Below are 18,077 nucleotides of genomic sequence, written 5' to 3'. Positions count from 1 at the left end.
AAAAACGCCAGCATCTTGCTGGCGTTTTTTATGGCGTGACGCGATAAGCGTCGAGAACGATTGTATTAGCGGCGCTGCCTTTCATCGCCCACTTTGACCGGCARKGTCAGGGTYTCACCATCACGAATAAGGGTCACATCTAGCGTTGAGCCTGGGCGAGTATCGGTGACCATATCCATGGCACTGCGCGCCCCGCGTACGGACTGACCATCAATCTTAATGATTAAATCTTGCGGTTGGATCCCCGCTTTATCCGCCGGTCCCCCTTGGTCAACACCAGACACCATGACGCCTCGTTGCTGCTCGGCATCCAGCAATCGCGCCATCACTGGGTTGACATCGCGACCATCAATCCCGATATAGCCTCGGATCACTCGGCCATCGGCAATCAGTTTATTCATGATCTTCTCGGTCAAACCGTAGGGGATAGCAAAGGAGATGCCGTAGGTTTCCAAATCGGTGGCTTGCTGGAACGAGGCGGTATTAATCCCCACTAACTCGCCGCGACTGTTGACCAAGGCGCCGCCGGAGTTGCCCCGGTTAATTGCGGCATCGGTTTGTAAAAAGTCTTGGCGGCCATAAAAGCTCATCCCGGTACGCCCAGTCGCGGAAATAATGCCATAAGTGGTGGTTTGGCCGAGGTTATAGGGGTTGCCAATCGCGAGCACCGTATCGCCCACCGCAGGCTGATAACGCTCGTTGACCGGGATCACGGGTAAGTTATCGGCTTGTACCTTGATCACCGCTAAGTCGGTGCGTTGATCTTTGCCCACCATTTGGGCGGTGAAAATACGGCCATCTTGCAAAGCCACAATCACCTGATCGGCCTCGGCGACCACGTGGTAGTTAGTGACAATATAGCCTTTGGCGCTCATGATCACCCCAGAGCCTAACCCCTGAGTGTTGAGGGCTAATCGTTCGTTGCCGGTGTAGTTGCGGGTGTAAATATTGACCACCGCCGGCGATGCGCGCTTAACCGCGTAATTAAACGACACCAGCTCCACGGGATCGTCCTCGATGCTGTCTGCAATTGAAAAGCCTGATAGCAGACCCGAGCGTAAGTCCGGCACCGCCACCAACAATAAGGCAGCCGTCACCAAGCCAATAATCACAGAGCGAATCAATAACGCCAGCATAAATAATGCCATCCTCAAGCAACTTAACGCGGAGCTAGAGAATAGCATTGTCAGCGAGGGTTGGGGAAATCATCACCGCGCTCTGGGCAAAAAAATGCCTGCCGAGGAGGCAGGCATCAATCGGTGTGCGCCAGGCGCGCGTGCGCGGACTAGCGGATCACCAGATACAAGGAACTGTTGTCGCGGACGATATTGAGCGCTAACACGCTGGGCTTGTCTTCAAGCAACTTGCGCAAATCGCCGAGGTTCTCAATCTTGTGGCGGTTGAGGCCGACAATTACATCCCCCTCACGCAGCCCGTAGCGCGCGGCGAGTGAACCTTCTTCAATGGCCGTCACTTCTACCCCAGCCGGCTCGGTGTCGTGATTTTTCAGCTCGGCACCGGTGAGGGCTTTGTGTAAGTTGTCGGCCTTGGTTTGCGTCTGGCTCGCTTCTTTGAGGGTAGTGTCCATTTCTAGGTTTTCACCGTCACGGATAACCCCCAAGGTGACAGGCTTGCCCGCGCCCAAGGTGGCAATTTTGGCGCGTAATTCACCAAAGCTGCGAATGCTTTTGCCGTTGACCGAGACGATGATGTCACCGGCTTCTAACCCCGCTTCTTCCGCGGCCGATTCCGGCATCACCTGGCTAACAAACGCGCCGTGTTGCGTGGCAAGACCAAAGGCATCGGCGAGCTCCGATGTTAGCTCGCGCCCGGTGACACCCAGCATGCCACGGCGCACCGAGCCATACTCGATAATTTGATCGACCAGGCTTTTCGCCATATTCACCGGAATCGCAAAGCCAATCCCGACGTTCCCGCCATTGGGGCCTAAAATGGCGGTGTTGATCCCCATCAACTCGCCATTAAGGTTTACCAGGGCGCCCCCCGAGTTACCACTGTTGATCGCCGCATCGGTTTGAATAAAGTTCTCAAAGTTTTCCAAATTCAAACCACTGCGTCCCAGTGCTGAGATGATCCCTGATGTAACGGTTTGTCCCAGTCCAAACGGGTTACCAATCGCCACCGCAAAATCGCCCACGCGGAGCTCGTCAGAGTTGGCCAGTGGGATCTGTGTGAGGTTATTGGCATCTTCATCCAACTGGAGGAGGGCGATGTCAGACATTTCGTCACTGCCAATCAAGGTAGCATCGTACTCGCGACCATCTTTTAGTTGTACTCGGATTTGGTCAGCATCATCAATCACATGGTGGTTGGTGACGATATAGCCTTTATCCGCATCAATGATCACTCCCGAGCCTAATCCGCGAAATGGGCGCTCTTGGGCTTGTTCGGGCGGTAGATTGGGGCCAAAGAAAAAACGAAAGGCTTCTGGAATACGCTGCTTCGCGACTTTATTGCCTTCAACGGCAATACTGACGACGGCCGGAGAGACCTTCTCCAACATGGGTGCCAAACTCGGCATGGCTTCGCCGTTTACGGTTTGCGGTAGGGCAGCGTGGCTTGGGAGAGGGGAAAAGGCCGCGCCAAGAGTCAGCGCGGCGATACTCATCGCTAGTAAAGACTTCTTCATCATAGACTCACACTCCGATTGTCGAGGTATGAAGTGAGAGTGGGGGCAATCTGAAAAAGTTCAATCCTCCATCAACTCGTCGCGCGTGAACCTTCACCGCTTTTGAGCAGTCCTGAGGCACTGCCTGAGTAGTCTCTGGGCGGCTCACTGGCTGTTTCGGCCTTCACTTCGGTGATTTTACCCAGCCGTTTAGCAAATGGATTGTCCTGATCGGGCAAATTCGGCATCAAATCGGTCGAGGTCTTTGCCATATGCTGATAGAGCTTGTTGTAATCTTTGGATAGCGTATCGAGCAGCTCTGCGCTTTGGGCAAAATGATCCACCAACTCTTGGCGATATTGCTCCAGCTCGTAACGTGACTTTTCTAGCTCCCTTTTCATGTTTTTTTGTTGTTTGAGATCGCGCGTCGTCATGCGGGCAATAAAGAAGCCTACCGCGATACCGATGACGAGAAAGATCAGGCTATTAATCCAGGCCATAACTGCTCCTTGTAGTCACAAGTTGACTGTCCACAGATACCACTGACGGGTCAGTCAAGACAAGTAAAATCACTTGCCTACCTAATAATATCGTACATTCCCCAATGACTCAGCAAGGGAAGATTTAGCTCACTATACACGTCGCTTTCCGCTTGGGATACTGTCTTACGTGTTTGGTCTGTTGTGCGCGGTGACGCCCGACGTGTGACGTTTTCACGGGGCGTGTTACTATGCGTGCGAGGCGATAACCAATGAGGCTTTCACGGAATGACGCCACTCGAGCATTATAATAACGATCTGACCCACAACGATTTTATTGAAGACCCGGCGCAGCGTATGGCAGTGGAGAAACTCGATGATCTCTACCATCGCTTGGTCGCCAATCCCATTGTCCCCACCATGCCCGAAAAGCGCAGCTGGCTGCCTTGGCGTAAGCGCGAACCCGCGCCAGTGACCCCAGTAAAAGGCTTATATTTCTGGGGTGGGGTGGGGCGCGGCAAAACCTACCTAATGGATACGTTTTTCCACGCTTTGCCGTTTGAGAACAAGATGCGGATGCACTTTCACCGCTTTATGCATCGCGTTCATCAAGAGCTCAAAACCTTGGATGGCGAGGTTGACCCTCTGCCACAAATCGCCGATAAGTTTGCTCAAGAAACCCGAGTATTGTGCTTTGATGAGTTCTTTGTCTCTGACATCACCGATGCGATGATTTTGGGCACCTTAATGGAAGCCCTATTTGCGCGTGGTATTACCCTAGTGGCCACCTCCAACATCGTGCCGGATGAGCTTTATTGGAATGGATTGCAACGTGCGCGTTTTTTACCTGCGATCGCCTTGATTAATCAGCATTGTGAGGTGGTCAATGTCGACTCAGGGGTTGATTACCGCTTACGCACGCTAGAGCAAGCGGAGATCTTTCATCATCCTTTAGATGACGCCGCCACCGCGCAAATGCATGCCTACTTTAAAAAGCTCAATGGCGAGGGCGGGGTGAAAGAGGATGTGATTGAAGTGAATCATCGGCCGCTGCAAACCCTCGAAAATGGCGACGGGGTGGTGCACTTTAGTTTTGCTGAGCTTTGCCAATCGGCACGTAGTCAAACCGACTACATGGAGCTGGCACGCCTTTACCATACGGTGCTGCTGGCTGATATGCCTCAGCTAACCGGGGCGCAAGACGACGCCGCACGGCGCTTTATTGCCTTGGTGGATGAGTTTTACGAGCGTAGCGTGAAGCTAATCATCTCGGCGGCGGTACCCATGGATAGCCTCTATCAAGGCGAACGGTTGGCGTTTGAATTTAAGCGCTGCCAATCACGCCTCATTGAGATGCAAAGCCATGACTATCTTGCGTTGCCGCATTTGCCCTAAATCGGATAGAACGCGGGGCGCAAGCTCGCTAACGGCGCGCGTCCCGCAACACAATGGTGTGCAGTAGCCAAACAATCACCAACTGAAAAAAATCCACCGAATTTTTTTGCCAAAAGGAGGTGATTTTTTCTCCACTCTTCCCTATAATCTCGCGACCCACCGTTACTGTTGAAAGGCTTAGGCCGAGTGTACCACCACTCGAAGGGGTGATGTATGGGCGCTTAACAGTGGGAGCTTAGGCTCCTGAAGTGAAACTTATTAATCGGGTAATCATTAGCATGAAAACTTTCGTTGCTAAACCAGAAACTGTAAAACGCGACTGGTTCGTTGTAGACGCTGAAGGCAAAACGCTGGGCCGTCTGGCCACTGAAATTGCAACGCGTCTGCGTGGCAAGCACAAGCCAGAATACACTCCTCACGTTGACACCGGTGACTACATCGTTGTTATCAACGCTGAGAAAGTGGCTGTTACTGGCCGCAAGAAGTCTGACAAGATGTACTACAGCCACACTGGCTACATTGGTGGCATCAAGTCAATCAGCTTTGAAAAACTGATCGCGGAAAAACCTGAACTGGTTATTGAAAAAGCCGTTAAAGGTATGTTGCCACGCGGTCCTCTAGGTCGTGCTATGTACCGTAAACTGAAAGTTTACGCAGGTTCTGAGCACAAGCACGCGGCACAACAACCGCAAGTACTAGACATCTAAGAGGAATAAAGCAATGGCAGAACAATACTACGGCACCGGCCGTCGCAAAAGCTCCGCAGCGCGTGTCTTCATCAAGCCGGGCAGCGGTAACATCGAGATCAACAAGCGTTCTCTCGAGACTTATTTCGGTCGCGAAACCGCTCGCATGGTCGTTCGTCAGCCGCTTGAGCTGGTAGAAATGACCGAGAAGCTAGACCTGTACATCACTGTTTCTGGTGGTGGTATCTCTGGTCAAGCTGGCGCAATCCGTCACGGCATCACTCGTGCCCTGATGGAGTATGACGAGTCACTACGTCCTGCGCTACGTGCAGCTGGCTTTGTTACGCGTGACGCTCGTCGCGTTGAGCGTAAAAAAGTGGGTCTACGCAAAGCACGTCGCAGCCCGCAGTTCTCGAAGCGTTAATCGACGTTCCAGTCAGATTTGCTGCAAAAAGCCTGGTGGCAACGCCAGGCTTTTTTTATCCATCAATTTATCCGTCATTCTTGGGTGCAATACTCATTTATTTCCTTTCAAAACAGTGTATAAGCACTCACTTTCCAACATTTTTATTACCCTTTCCTCAATTCTGTGCACACCGCTCACATTTGTTACAAAAAGGTAGCTTTATCTTGTCAAAAAGTAGGGTTTTCTCTATCATCTAGCCGACGTAATAGCAGCTAAGATTTAATCGAACTGATCCCAGTCAGCCGTTATTACATATTCGTTTTTAAGTAAGCCGTACGCTCCATGGACGCAAAGGACACAATAAAAATCCAAGCGGGAGCACATGGGAGAATGTTGGATGAGCAATGCGCCAGTGAATACCGGCCGACGCCGTTTCCTGACTGCGACGACGTCAGTTGTTGGCGGTTTAGGGGCCGTAGCAGTTGCCGTACCTTTTATTAAGTCTTGGAACCCAAGCGCGAAAGCCAAAGCGGCGGGCGCGCCTGTCGAAGTCGATATCAGTAAGCTACAAGACGGACAAATGATCCGTGTTGAGTGGCGAGGAAAACCTGTATGGATCGTGCGTCGTAGTGACGCGGTCGTCGAAGAGCTGTCTAGCTTCGAGGACCAGCTTCGTGATCCCGGTTCGGCACAGCCGCAACAGCCAGAATACGCAGCCAACCAGACCCGCTCTATTAAACCTGAAATTTTTGTCGCGGTTGGTATCTGTACCCATCTAGGTTGTTCGCCAACCTACCTGCCTGACAGCTTCAGTGAGCAAGTGAGTGGGGTGAAAGCCGGGTTCTTCTGTCCGTGTCATGGTTCCAAATTTGACATGGCAGGACGCGTATTCCAAGGCGTACCTGCACCACTAAACCTGGTCGTTCCACCTTATATGTACTTGGACGACAAACGGGTACTCGTGGGACAAGATGAGGGGACTGCGTAATGGAAAACTTGCTGAACTGGGTTGAGAAACGCATTCCAGCGATGAATGCGTATCGCAAACACATGACTGAGTACCCCATGCCGAAGAACTTCAACTTCTGGTATATGTTTGGGGTGCTCGCAATGCTGGTTCTGGTTAACCAAATTCTTACTGGGATTTGGCTAACCATGAACTACGTACCTTCAGCGGAAGGCGCATTCGCGTCTGTTGAATACATCATGCGTGATGTGGAGTACGGCTGGCTCTTGAGGTATATGCACTCCACCGGGGCCTCGGCCTTCTTTGTGGTGGTCTACCTGCATATGTTCCGTGGCCTGATCTACGGCTCCTACCAAAAGCCACGTGAGCTGTTATGGCTATTTGGTATGCTGATCTTCCTGGTGCTGATGGCTGAGGCCTTTATGGGCTATCTGCTGCCATGGGGACAAATGTCGTACTGGGGCGCACAGGTTATCATCTCCTTGTTCGGGGCCATCCCAGTGATTGGTGATGACCTAACACTGTGGATTCGTGGTGACTACGTTGTCTCTGGCGCGACCTTGAACCGTTTCTTTGCCCTCCACGTGATTGCACTGCCGATTGTGCTCTTGCTGTTGGTGGCATTGCACGTGCTTGCACTGCACGAAGTGGGCTCAAACAACCCGGATGGTATCGACACTAAACTACCGAAAGGTGAGGCAGATGACGATGGCCAGCAGTCACAGTTCAAGTTCCACCCGGATTACACCAAGAAATATAAGATCATTGATTCGATTCCTTTCCACCCTTACGGGACAGTGAAAGATTTGATTGGTGTGGGTGTGTTCGGCATCTTGTTCGCCTACGTGATTTTCTTTAATCCCGAAATGGGCGGTTATTTCCTTGAGCCACCCAACTTTGAAGCGGCTAACCCGCTGAAGACCCCTGAGCACATTGCCCCTGTTTGGTACTTCACGCCGTTCTACGCGATTTTGCGTGCGATCCCAGACAAGCTAATTGGTGTTATTGCCATGGGCGCGTCGATTGTGATGCTGTTCATCCTGCCGTGGCTTGACCGCTGCCGTGTGCGCTCATACCGCTACCGCAGCAAGCTGCACTTGGCGAACATCGTCCAATTTGTGATTGCCTTTATTGCTCTGGGTATTCTGGGCGCGTTGCCAGCAACCCCAACGTACACCTTGCTGGCGCAGATCTTCAGCTTCTGTTACTTCATGTTCTTCGTGCTGTTGTTCTTCTACAGCAAAAATGAGGCAACAAAACCGCTACCAGAGAGGGTGACATTCAAATGAGAAAATGGATTGTAATCTTGTGCGCGCTGTTGCCCTCTTTGGCGATGGCCGCCGGTGGCAATGTCCACTTGGACGAAGCCAACAATGATTTGACGGACAAAGCCTCATTGCAACGTGGCGCCAAACTGTTCATGAACTACTGTTTTGGTTGCCATGCTACGCAGTATCAGCGTTATCAGCGTGTGGCCGAAGATCTCAATATTCCTAAAGACTTGATGGAAGACAACCTGATTGTCGATAAGAATGCCGATTACGGCGAGTTGATGAAAAACGCCATGACACAAGAGGCGGGCGCGCAGTACTTCGGTGCACCCGCTCCCGATCTGACCTTGGTGGCACGTGTGCGTGGTGTGGACTGGCTCTATACCTATTTACGTTCGTTCTACGTCGACCCATCTCGCCCATTTGGCGTGAACAACACCGTGTTCCCGAACGTGGGTATGCCACACGTGCTTGAAGAGCTTCAAGGCACACCCCGTAAAGTGTACGAAACACGTATGGTGGACGGTGAGCCGGTGGAAGAGTTTGTGGGTCTCAAGTCTGACGGCAACGGCGAACTCAGTGCTAGCGAGTACGATAATGCGGTGCGCGATCTGGTTAACTTCCTTGAATATTCAGGGGAACCTGTGAAGCTAGAGCGCCAGCAACTGGGCTGGTGGGTGATTGGTTTCTTCGTGGTATTCTTGATTTTGGCGTACTTCCTCAAGAAAGAATATTGGCGCGATGTGCACTGATCGGTTAATCTAGTGTGTTGCTAATCCGCAATGGGGACTTTAGGTCCCCATTGCTTTCTATTGTTATTGAACATCCTGGAGGGGTTGATGGCTGTTGCTGCCAATAAACGCTCGGTGATGACGTTATTCTCTGACGCATCTGATCTCTATAGTCATCAGGTACGCATCGTCCTCGCAGAGAAAGGTGTCAGTGTAGAAATCGAGCTGGTGGATCCGAATAATCTGCCAGAAGATCTGGTTGACTTAAATCCTTATAACTCTGTTCCAACCTTGGTAGACCGTGAGTTAGCGTTGTACAACGCGGATATCATCATGGAATACTTGGATGAGCGTTTCCCTCACCCGCCATTGATGCCGGTATACCCTGTTGCCCGTGCACAAAGCCGTTTGATGATGTATCGCATCAAGCGCAACTGGTATACCTTGGTTGACCAAATTATGGAAGGCAGTGCTGACGACGCTGACAAAGCGCGTAAGCAGCTGCGTGAAGAGCTTCTGGCGCTGGCACCGGTATTTGCCGAAGATCCCTACTTCCTAAGCGAAGAGTTTAGCTTGGTGGATTGCTACTTAGCCCCGCTGCTGTGGCGTTTGCCGGCACTGGGTATTGAGCTAACTGGCCCAGGCGCGAAGCAAGTAAAAGACTACATGACGCGTCTGTTTGAGCGTGATTCGTTTCTCGCCTCACTGACAGAAGCTGAACGTGAAATGCGACTAACAGGTCAATAATGTCTACATCAGAATTTGCGATGACACCACGCCGCCCCTATTTGGTCCGCGCGTTCTATGATTGGTTACTGGATAACGATCTCACCCCACACATGGTGGTGGACGCGACGTTACCTGGGGTACAAGTCCCGTTTGACTACGTCAAAGACGGACAAATTGTTCTCAACATTGCCCCGCGTGCGGTGGGAAACTTAGAGCTTAGCAACGACCATGTGTGCTTTAATGCCCGCTTTGGTGGCAAGCCTCAACAAGTCCTCGTGCCTATGGCTGCGGTGCTCGCCATCTATGCGCGTGAAAATGGTGCCGGCACCATGTTTGATATGGAGCCCGCCTACGCGCAGGCCGATGAGGAGGAAATGTTTGAACAATCTCCCTCATCCAGCGAGGTAGAAGACGACGAGCCGCCTTTGGTGTCGGTTGACAGCGTTGACGATCCAGACGCGTTGCCGCAAGCCGATGACGAAGACGACACGCCGGCTACGCCAAGCAAAAAAGGCAAGCCGACGCTAACCGTGGTGAAATAACCGCGTCGCAAGTTCTACCTGAAGGTAAGACACAAAAAACCAGCACCCAAGTGCTGGTTTTTTTATGCGCAGGGAGCCTGCCGCACAGAAAAGGCGCCCGACTCGACGCCCTCAATATACGGCGTCTGAATCAATGACGCTCGGTCATGATCTCGCGCGAGAACACTTTCTCACAGTATTTGCAGCGCAGCTTCACATCGTCTGCTTCACTCAGCACGCGGAATGAGCTATCGACCGCCGGCTCACCGTGAGTAATACAGTTAGAGTTTGGGCAGCGGAACACGCCTTGAATCACCTCAGGCAAGGTCAGCGGCAACTTGGCGACCACTTGGTAATCTTCAATTTGATTCACGGTTGCCTGTGGGGCGTACAAAGCGAGTTGGCTGGCCTGATCTTCGCTGATCACTACGTTCTCGATTTTGATCAGATCTTTGCAGCCTAACGCCGACGATGGCAAGTTAAGGCCAATGGTGATCCGCTGATCGCTGCCGTGCATTTGAAACAGGTTTAAGATCTTAAAGCCAATGTGCGCGGGAATATGATCGATCACCGTGCCGTGACAGATGGCTTCAACTTGTAGTTTGTTATCCGTGCTCATTTTGCAACTCCTTCAACCTGTTCGTTTAATACCAGTGCCAGCAGGGCTTCTCGCGCATAGACGCCGTTCTCAGCTTGCTCAAAGTAATAGGCGTGCGGGGTTTTATCGACATCCACAGTAATTTCATCCACACGGGGCAGGGGATGCATCACCTTCATGTTGGGTTTGGCATCACGCAGCATCCCCGCATTTAAAATGAACGCCGCTTTAATGTGCGCATACTCTGATTCATCAAAGCGCTCTTTTTGTACCCGCGTCATATACAATACATCCAGCTCAGGCACCACATCGGTGATGCTACTGTGCAGGCTATACGGGTGGCCCGCGGCAGTCAGCTCATCTAACAAATACTCAGGCATCGCCAAGGCATCCGGGGCGATATAGAAAAAGCGGTTACCCTCGAATTTTGACAAGGCTTGCGTCAGTGAATGCACGGTTCGGCCATATTTCAGATCGCCCACCATGGCAATGTTGAGGTTATCGAGCCGGCCTTGGGTTTCGTAAATCGAGAACAGGTCGAGCAGGGTTTGGGTTGGATGCTGGTTAGCGCCATCACCACCGTTCACTACAGGCACACCTTCAGAGAACTCCGAGGCCAACCGCGCTGCGCCTTCTTTGGGGTGGCGCATCACAAAGCCATCGACATACGAAGAAATCACCCGCACTGAGTCGGCCAAGGTTTCGCCTTTTTTACCTGACGAGGTATTGCCACCGTCGGGGAAGCCGATCACTGAGCCGCCAAGGCGCTGAATCGCGGTTTCAAACGACAAACGTGTGCGCGTCGACGCCTCAAAAAAGCAGCTGGCAATCACTTTATTCTTCAACAGCGTCGGGTTAGGGCGCGCTTTTAGCTCGCCCGCCGTGGCGACGATTAACTCCAGCTCGTCGCGGCTGAGCTCGGGAATGGAAATAATATGTTTGTTATAAAGCGTATTGGCCATAACGCGAGTCCCTTTCTTTGCAGTGTGCTACAGGCAAAAAAAAACCTCCGAAACGGAGGTTTTTACGATCACGACCAATGCGGATACCGTCCCGCAATGGGGCGGATAAATCGCTGTTTGTGGGTGGAATAACCAACATAACTTCTGGCCGTGTAGTGAAATCTGGCCGAATTATACGCCCCTATTTATGTCGTGCAAGCAAAAGTGCAATCGTTTACGTGCTTGCGTTGACGAGTGTGGCAACCATCACAGCCTTGATGGTATGCATACGGTTCTCTGCTTGGTCAAAGACGATCGACTGCTCAGATTCGAACACCGCGTCGGTCACCTCCAAGCCATTAAGCCCGTATTGATCGGCGATTTGTTTACCCACACCAGTCTCATCGTTATGAAAGGCAGGCAAACAGTGCATAAACTTAGCGTGTGGATTCGCGGTGGCGGCCATCAAACCGGGGTTAACCTGATAAGGGGTGAGATCGGCCACGCGCTGCGCCCAGACCGATTCGGGCTCACCCATCGACACCCAGATATCGGTATACACAAAATCACAGCCGTTCACCGCTGCGGTGTCTTCGGTTAAGGTGATCGTCGCGCCAGTATTGGCGGCGATATCTTGGCAGGCGGCAATCAAATCAGCCTCAGGCCAATAGGCTTTGGGGCCAATCAGGCGCAGATCCATGCCCATTTTCGCCGCGCCGACCAATAGCGAATTGCCCATGTTGTTGCGCGCATCCCCCACATACGCAAACGCGATTTGATCAAGCGGTTTGTCACTGTGCTCTTGCATGGTGAGCAGATCGGCCAACACCTGGGTAGGGTGAAAATCATCGGTTAAGCCATTCCACACCGGCACCCCGGCATGCGCGGCGAGCGTCTCGACCACTTCTTGGCCAAAGCCACGGTATTGAATGCCATCGTACATTCTCCCTAATACCCGCGCGGTATCCTTCATGGTTTCTTTATGGCCAATTTGGGTGCCGCTAGGGCCGAGGTAACTGACTTGCGCGCCTTGATCAAACGCCGCCACCTCAAAGGCACAGCGCGTACGGGTCGAGGTTTTCTCAAAAATCAGCGCAATATTTTTGCCTGTTAGCTGCGGCGTTTCCTCACCGCGAGCTTTGGCCGCTTTAAGTGCGGCGGCATCATCAATCAGATCGTGGATTTGCTGAGGTGACAAGTCGAGTAAGGTGAGCAGTGATTGCTGGTAGAGGTCGCTTTTCATATCTATCCCTAAATAACGCGCCAAAATGAATATTAAATCGATATTTATGTTTAATTATTCTCTGATGGTAAAGCGCGTGCTAGCAATATGCAAGCGACAAATCCGAGCGTAAAGGCCATAAATTGACCAATAACACACCGTTTTGATGGTTTTCTGACCGCGGGAGGGGGATTTAATCAAGCACTGACAATGCTGATAAATTGGCGACAAACTAGACAATCCTTTTACTGCCTTATAGCGGGGGAATGACAGGGCCGCGCGATGAGTGCGAGATAGTGTTTATGTCCTCAAGGGCAACGACAATACTAGGAAGGAGAACATGATGAAAACACAAAACAAAGCACTGACTCTTAGCGCACTCATGATGATGGTTGGTCTCGCCGGCCCCGCGATGGCCAACGAAGCCAGCCAACCACAAGGCGACCAACCCGTGGTAACCTGCCCAGACGGCGGCACGGATTGCGACACGCAGCCAATGCCAGAAGACGACAACAGCACCTGGCCGGCTGAAGACAGCCAAGACCCTGCCATGCAATAAGGCGGCAGCCTCCTAAGCAAGCAGAGCGTGAGTGCCGCCACATTGGCGGCGCTTGTTTATCCGCAACACGCTAAGTGCTCAAAAAGCATACTGAATTCGCCCCCCTTACAGCTAGACACCCTGTGAGCCTTCCCCTATAATCCCATTCCATTCGGCCCCTTAGCTCAGTGGTTAGAGCAGTCGACTCATAATCGATTGGTCCCCAGTTCAAGTCTGGGAGGGGCCACCAGGTTCTAGAAGGTTAGTAAGCGTAGTGTTTACTAACCTTTTTTTGTACCTGACGATTTTGGGTCAGGTAATGGGTCAGGTAAGCCCCGTTCACGCACTCTTCTCTGTCTTCTCCCAATACTAATCCGAATACTGCGCTGTTGCCAAATGTGTCCTTCTGGCGGATAAATCTCTCCCATAGAGAGCAAGGAGAGATTAAACCCACAAACCAACCATAAGTAACTTAAATTGTACTTATAGATGATCTCTTATACATTCACCACAAAAGTGATTTATAGTGAACTTATGTATTGAGGCGAACTCGATAGTGACAAAAGTACATTAAAAGGCACTTATGAAAAAAGGTAAGAGTGTAAAGGCACAACCTATGCCTGATTTGGATACCGAGTTTAGTATGGAAACGCTGGGGAGCGCCATTCGCTCAAAGCGCACCGATAGAGGTTGGCGTATTGATGATCTCGCTTCAAAAGCCAATTTATCTCGCAGAACAGTCATGAAAGTAGAAAAAGGCGATACCAGTGTCACCTTTGCCAATGTACTTGTCCTCATGGACATCTTAGGGCTGTCGTTACGCCTTATCGACCTAAACCTACTTGCTCGTCCACATAGCCAAATAACCTCCCACGCTGAAAACAGCGTGATAAGCAGTCAGGACGGTTGGTATGAGTAAGTTGCAACAGCTAGACGTGTTTAATGGCACATGTTCGGGCTGATTCGTAAGCTTGGTGCGGAAACATCTGGCGCATTATCTTTTCGAGTGTCAGGTTCGGAGCCTCAAGAAACCCGCTTTAGGCCTGTACCTAATGAGGAGTTGGTAGACTGACTAAAGCGTAACTTTGCACCTTTAGTTTATTGGGACGGTAAGGTTCACCTTTCGGTTGCTGGTGTGCAAAACAAGTTAAACGTACTTAAGCGCGGTGATGAATGGGGGATTGGTGAAGGAAAATTAAGTTCAAACTACATTCTGAAGTATGAAAGCGGTAAAGCACCGTGTATTGCTGTTTATGAGTTCTTCTGCATGACACTAGCCAAGCTAGCTGGTTTGGACGTCGCTAATGTCGAGTTAACTCGCATTGGGAAGACGAGGACAATGATAATAGAGCGGTTCGATCGTGCCTATATCGAGGCTTCTGATGTTGTTCAACGAAAACATGTGATTGATGGCTGTCAGGCAACTGACTTACCTCCAGGTTATCGGTGCTCTGCTCGATTGTTCAGGTTCCAAGATGGCTTCCATAATGGTAGAAACCGTTGGTGCTATAAAAAATGCTCTGAAGGAAGCGATTGACCTTACCGACGCTCAAGGAATCGACGATGGGGAACATGAACACATAGAGCTATGAGTCTCACTCATCCAAACAAAGTGTGAATACTTGCTATCGCAAGCCGACAGTGTGCTAGAGATGAGTGAGCTTCTTTAATGGAAAATGTGGAGGCTATAATAGTAATCAATTTATAAATTATTTTTGGATGTTTCAGTGTTACATGCACTGCTTAATGAGCATTTAGTGGACTACCCGAGGTATAGCAAAGCCTCTAATGTGCTATCCAGACTCGCCATGCCACCACACTAATTACTGACTCTCTACTCAATAATCCACTTTAAAAATATGAAGTTCGCGAACTTTCCATCAAATCTAGGATAGCAATACACACACACCTTGAATGGTCAAACAAAACACTATATATTGTGTTTTATGTTTCCTTTGTTCGTATATATGGGGTTGTGAGCAGCGTACTGGAGGTTTGCGAAAAGGTTGTATCTATTTCAAAAAGAGGAATAACCATATGTCTACAAGAAAGAACCAGCATGTAGTGAAGCATCCAGACGGATGGGCAGTTAAAGGCGCAGGAAACAATAAAGCGACGAAAGTTACTCAAACACAAAAGGAAGCTATTGAGAGAGCGGAAGAAATTGCCCGCAATCAACGCACTGACACCAAGGTTCACGGTCGAGATGGAAAGATTAGAGCTGGCAATAGCTATGGAAATGATCCTCATCCACCGAAAGACAAGAAATAAGGAGAAAATATGGCTATTACAGAGATGTTCCGTGATTTCTTGCAAAATTTGAAGATCGACAATTCAGATAAGATCAGTAACCGTTACGATGAAATCACAGTCAGCCTAAACAAGAACTTTCGTGATACTGAATCTAAAAAAGCTAATAGTCTCCGAGTAGGCTCATATGGCCGCTGGACAGCCATCAAAGGCATTTCTGACCTGGATATGCTGTATATCATGCCCAAAGGTAAATGGGATTATTATAAAGATGGGAAACAGTCCCAGCTCCTCAGCGATGTTCGTAGTGCTATCAAAGCACGATACCCAACAACTAATGTTCGCGTCGATAGACTCGTTGTTACGGTAACATATACGAACTTTCATATTGAAGTTCAGCCAGTGTTTAAACAGGATGACGGCAGTTTCAAATATCCTGATACCTATAATGGTGGTAGTTGGAAAATCACTAAACCCAGTGAAGAAATTGCAGCAATGACGGAGTTTAGTAGAGAAAAGAACAACAACTTGCGTAATTTATGCAGAATGGCCCGAGCCTGGAAGAATAAGCATGGTGTTGGAATGGGGGGGCTGCTTATCGATACGCTTGCTCATAACTTTTTGAAATCAACAGACTACTATGATGATAAAGGCTTTCTTTACTATGACTATATGAGCCGAGACTTCTTTGAATACCTCTCAAAGCTCCCAAAGCAAGATCGCTTCGCTGCATTAGGTAGTGGTCAGCATGTAAAAGTGAAAAAACAGTTTCAACGTAAGGCCAAAAAAGCTTACGAGTTATGCCTTAAAGCCATTGATGCAGGTGATGCTTCTCACGAGATATGGAAAAAGGTTTATGGTCGTCCATTCCCAGTAGCAGCAAAAGTTACTAAAGCAGTTGCTGATGCTTTAGAAAGCCGCTCCACATGGCGTAATACAGAGCAATTTATCGAAGACTTTTTCCCAATTGACATTCGTTACCCACTAAGCCTTGACTGCGAAGTGTCTCAAAGAGGCTATAGGGAGCACTTTTTAACGGACATGCTGGCACGCAAGCTACCCCTACACATAAATAAAAAGCTCTTGTTCACTGTTTCTAACATCCAAGTGCCAGAGCCATACCAACTGAAATGGAAAGTTCTAAATCGGGGAGCTGAAGCACAGAAGAGAGACTGCATTCGTGGTCAGATTTTTGATGACGACGGTTACAAAAGACGCAGTGAATCAACAAGTTTCAAAGGTGAGCATATAGTTGAATGCTATGCCATTAAAAATGGTATCGTTGTAGCCAAAGACCGCATTCACGTCCCGATTCAATGAGATGTTTATGAACAAAGATGAGTTGCTAAAGAATATTGCCACAACTGGCTATAACGTCGGTTTTGGGGCTAAAAAGCACTTGGCCACTTATGACATTGTGAGCAAAACCCCTGGATTGATTAGCTTTTTCTCCATGGCATTTGGTGTCTATGCTCTTGTTTTAGATGGGCTCTCAACTAAACTTTTATCTGCTACATTCATCATCCTTGGTATTGTCAGCCTGTACATTACTATGTATGACTCACAAAAAGATAAATATGAAGAAGCAGGCGTAAAACTAACTCAATCTTACAACAAATTGAGAGACTTATATTGTCGTGTGAAATCAGACAATGGCGCTGACACTTCTGCTTTTGAGCAAGAGCTATCTGAGATAGAGTCTAGCTACTACAGCGGCAATGTTAGTAAGCAGATCCTCTTTAGCGATTGGTACGCACACTATAAGTTTTTCTGGCAGCACCAGATTGAGTGGGTGGACGAGCAGAAAAATTTCTCACTACTTAGAGACAAACTACCTTTGTCTTTCACTCTGACTATCTGTGCCGCTTTAATTGGAGTGGGGGTTGTTCTAAAAAATTGGCATGCCGATAGCAATGTGAGCACTGAGCAAACACTTCCTGAAGCAACCAGCACTTGTTTCTTAGTTACAGTAAAAAGTCCAGAGTCAGCCAACGCTCAGCCTCAAAGCTGTGAACTCCCTCAAACAACAGAGCCAGGACACTAACCCTGATGCCAAATAATCAATAAAGAAGTGAGACATTCAATTCATTCCTGTTTCTCTTGTCGTTACTATACTTATATCAATTCGGCTCTAACTGGTTTTGAGGCAAAAAGTGTTTCAGATCTTACGTTCATTACCCCATTGGTTCTGATGAACCCACTTATGAAGATGATGGATAAATATTTCTCTCCAGAGAGTCCAGCACTGAGAGCGCTTTTTTATCTATTAATTAAATGAGCAAAACTTTAGTTTTTGATGACATGAGCGAGAACAGTGTTCTCGCAGTAGCGTTTGAAAGCTATCAGCCTTTTCCTGAGATCCCTGAACACGAGTCGGATAATACGCAAATCTGTCTTTCGCTATTCGGAGAACATCGTTCTCCGTTCAACTTATGAAGACTTGAGCAGAACATGGCTACCTGAGATAGACCAAAGCAGGAACACAGCTCCTGCAAGAGCATTTTTATACGCGTAATTAATCGTAAAAAATGAAATACTTTATGTTTATGAAAGTGAAGCGAGAACATTGTTCCCTCTGTGGCAATTCGCATCTATTGTTTGTTCTTTTAACCACTGTTCAATGTCTTTTCTCTGCCAGCCCACGACTCTAGAGCTAAGTGCAACCACGGGCGGCATTTTGCCATCTCGACGCCAGCGCCACAGAGTACTAACAC

The 18,077-nt window shown here is 49.4% G+C and carries 20 protein-coding genes, 1 tRNA gene and 1 pseudogene; 15 read left to right on the top strand and 7 right to left on the bottom strand.

Features of this window, described 5'->3' with window-relative positions; all coding sequences use genetic code 11:
- Positions 1–65: 65 nt before the first annotated feature.
- The 3 genes from degS to zapG all read right to left on the bottom strand — a co-directional run bounded on the left by degS (position 66) and on the right by zapG (position 3,129).
- Entirely contained in the window at positions 66–1,136 is a 1,071-nt protein-coding gene (gene degS, locus BZG72_RS11520) for an outer membrane-stress sensor serine endopeptidase DegS (protein WP_077578668.1), read from the bottom strand.
- A 149-nt stretch (positions 1,137–1,285) separates the two neighbouring features.
- Positions 1,286–2,650: a Do family serine endopeptidase gene (locus tag BZG72_RS11515; RefSeq protein ID WP_108743058.1), complete on the bottom strand. Its 1,365-nt coding sequence runs from the start codon at positions 2,648–2,650 to the stop codon at positions 1,286–1,288.
- A gap of 71 nt (positions 2,651–2,721) precedes the next feature.
- The gene (gene zapG / locus BZG72_RS11510; protein WP_077666855.1) at positions 2,722–3,129 is read right to left on the bottom strand and encodes a Z-ring associated protein ZapG; all 408 of its coding nucleotides are present in this window, start codon (positions 3,127–3,129) and stop codon (positions 2,722–2,724) included.
- A 267-nt stretch (positions 3,130–3,396) separates the two neighbouring features.
- Here zapG and zapE point away from each other — a divergent pair, with 267 nt between their 5' ends.
- From zapE to sspB, 8 genes are all read left to right on the top strand, one after another.
- Positions 3,397–4,503 (top strand): cell division protein ZapE, encoded by a 1,107-nt coding sequence (gene zapE / locus BZG72_RS11505; RefSeq protein WP_077666854.1) that lies wholly within the window; start codon positions 3,397–3,399, stop codon positions 4,501–4,503.
- A 278-nt stretch (positions 4,504–4,781) separates the two neighbouring features.
- Positions 4,782–5,210: a 50S ribosomal protein L13 gene (rplM, locus tag BZG72_RS11500; RefSeq protein ID WP_046073927.1), complete on the top strand. Its 429-nt coding sequence runs from the start codon at positions 4,782–4,784 to the stop codon at positions 5,208–5,210.
- 13 nt (positions 5,211–5,223) lie between these two features.
- Positions 5,224–5,613 carry a 30S ribosomal protein S9 gene (gene rpsI / locus BZG72_RS11495; protein ID WP_046073928.1) on the top strand — a complete coding sequence of 130 codons (390 nt, stop codon included), beginning with the start codon at positions 5,224–5,226 and terminating at the stop codon, positions 5,611–5,613.
- Positions 5,614–5,992: 379 nt separating this feature from the next.
- Positions 5,993–6,583: a ubiquinol-cytochrome c reductase iron-sulfur subunit gene (gene petA / locus BZG72_RS11490; RefSeq protein WP_046073929.1), complete on the top strand. Its 591-nt coding sequence runs from the start codon at positions 5,993–5,995 to the stop codon at positions 6,581–6,583.
- Positions 6,583–7,851 carry a cytochrome b gene (locus tag BZG72_RS11485; RefSeq protein ID WP_046073930.1) on the top strand — a complete coding sequence of 423 codons (1,269 nt, stop codon included), beginning with the start codon at positions 6,583–6,585 and terminating at the stop codon, positions 7,849–7,851. Before petA ends, BZG72_RS11485 begins: the two co-directional genes overlap by 1 nt.
- Positions 7,848–8,585, top strand: a complete 738-nt coding sequence (locus tag BZG72_RS11480) for a cytochrome c1 (protein WP_046073931.1) — start codon at positions 7,848–7,850, stop codon at positions 8,583–8,585. The genes BZG72_RS11485 and BZG72_RS11480 overlap by 4 nt, the downstream gene beginning before the upstream one ends.
- A gap of 87 nt (positions 8,586–8,672) precedes the next feature.
- Positions 8,673–9,311, top strand: a complete 639-nt coding sequence (gene sspA, locus BZG72_RS11475; protein ID WP_046073932.1) for a stringent starvation protein SspA — start codon at positions 8,673–8,675, stop codon at positions 9,309–9,311.
- Complete coding sequence (gene sspB, locus BZG72_RS11470; protein WP_077666853.1) at positions 9,311–9,835, top strand: ClpXP protease specificity-enhancing factor; 525 nt, start codon at positions 9,311–9,313, stop codon at positions 9,833–9,835. The genes sspA and sspB overlap by 1 nt, the downstream gene beginning before the upstream one ends.
- Before the next feature lie 130 nt (positions 9,836–9,965).
- Here the strand turns inward: sspB and pyrI are convergent, their stop codons facing one another.
- The 3 genes from pyrI to argF all read right to left on the bottom strand — a co-directional run bounded on the left by pyrI (position 9,966) and on the right by argF (position 12,596).
- Positions 9,966–10,433: an aspartate carbamoyltransferase regulatory subunit gene (gene pyrI / locus BZG72_RS11465; RefSeq protein ID WP_077606047.1), complete on the bottom strand. Its 468-nt coding sequence runs from the start codon at positions 10,431–10,433 to the stop codon at positions 9,966–9,968.
- Complete coding sequence (gene pyrB, locus BZG72_RS11460) at positions 10,430–11,374, bottom strand: aspartate carbamoyltransferase (protein ID WP_077606048.1); 945 nt, start codon at positions 11,372–11,374, stop codon at positions 10,430–10,432. The genes pyrI and pyrB overlap by 4 nt, the downstream gene beginning before the upstream one ends.
- 214 nt (positions 11,375–11,588) lie before the next feature.
- Positions 11,589–12,596 carry an ornithine carbamoyltransferase gene (gene argF / locus BZG72_RS11455; RefSeq protein ID WP_077606049.1) on the bottom strand — a complete coding sequence of 336 codons (1,008 nt, stop codon included), beginning with the start codon at positions 12,594–12,596 and terminating at the stop codon, positions 11,589–11,591.
- Between the two features lie 319 nt (positions 12,597–12,915).
- Here argF and BZG72_RS11450 point away from each other — a divergent pair, with 319 nt between their 5' ends.
- The 7 genes and pseudogenes from BZG72_RS11450 (at position 12,916) to BZG72_RS11420 (ending at position 17,407) form a co-directional block, all read left to right on the top strand.
- Complete coding sequence (locus BZG72_RS11450; protein WP_131825349.1) at positions 12,916–13,134, top strand: hypothetical protein; 219 nt, start codon at positions 12,916–12,918, stop codon at positions 13,132–13,134.
- 153 nt (positions 13,135–13,287) lie between these two features.
- Positions 13,288–13,363: transfer RNA gene (locus tag BZG72_RS11445), tRNA-Ile, on the top strand.
- A gap of 333 nt (positions 13,364–13,696) precedes the next feature.
- Positions 13,697–14,032, top strand: coding sequence for a helix-turn-helix domain-containing protein (locus BZG72_RS11440; protein ID WP_077666852.1), 336 nt, complete (start codon positions 13,697–13,699; stop codon positions 14,030–14,032).
- A 33-nt stretch (positions 14,033–14,065) separates the two neighbouring features.
- Positions 14,066–14,783 (top strand): annotated as a pseudogene (locus BZG72_RS16560) (HipA domain-containing protein); the annotation flags it as partial.
- A 367-nt stretch (positions 14,784–15,150) separates the two neighbouring features.
- Entirely contained in the window at positions 15,151–15,384 is a 234-nt protein-coding gene (locus BZG72_RS11430; protein ID WP_077666851.1) for a DUF2188 domain-containing protein, read from the top strand.
- Between the two features lie 9 nt (positions 15,385–15,393).
- Positions 15,394–16,683 (top strand): nucleotide-binding domain-containing protein, encoded by a 1,290-nt coding sequence (locus tag BZG72_RS11425; protein ID WP_077666850.1) that lies wholly within the window; start codon positions 15,394–15,396, stop codon positions 16,681–16,683.
- A gap of 7 nt (positions 16,684–16,690) precedes the next feature.
- The gene (locus BZG72_RS11420) at positions 16,691–17,407 is read left to right on the top strand and encodes an SLATT domain-containing protein (RefSeq protein WP_077666849.1); all 717 of its coding nucleotides are present in this window, start codon (positions 16,691–16,693) and stop codon (positions 17,405–17,407) included.
- A gap of 500 nt (positions 17,408–17,907) precedes the next feature.
- Here BZG72_RS11420 and BZG72_RS11415 read toward each other — a convergent pair whose 3' ends face one another.
- Positions 17,908–18,066 (bottom strand): helix-turn-helix transcriptional regulator, encoded by a 159-nt coding sequence (locus BZG72_RS11415; protein ID WP_274532477.1) that lies wholly within the window; start codon positions 18,064–18,066, stop codon positions 17,908–17,910.
- Between the last annotated feature and the right edge of the window lie 11 nt (positions 18,067–18,077).

It is taken from the genome of Salinivibrio sp. PR6 (assembly GCF_001995955.1).
GTDB classification, from domain to species: domain Bacteria; phylum Pseudomonadota; class Gammaproteobacteria; order Enterobacterales; family Vibrionaceae; genus Salinivibrio; species Salinivibrio siamensis.
The sequence above is the reverse complement of the archived record's forward strand: the minus strand, read 5'-3'. Positions and strand labels throughout refer to the sequence as shown.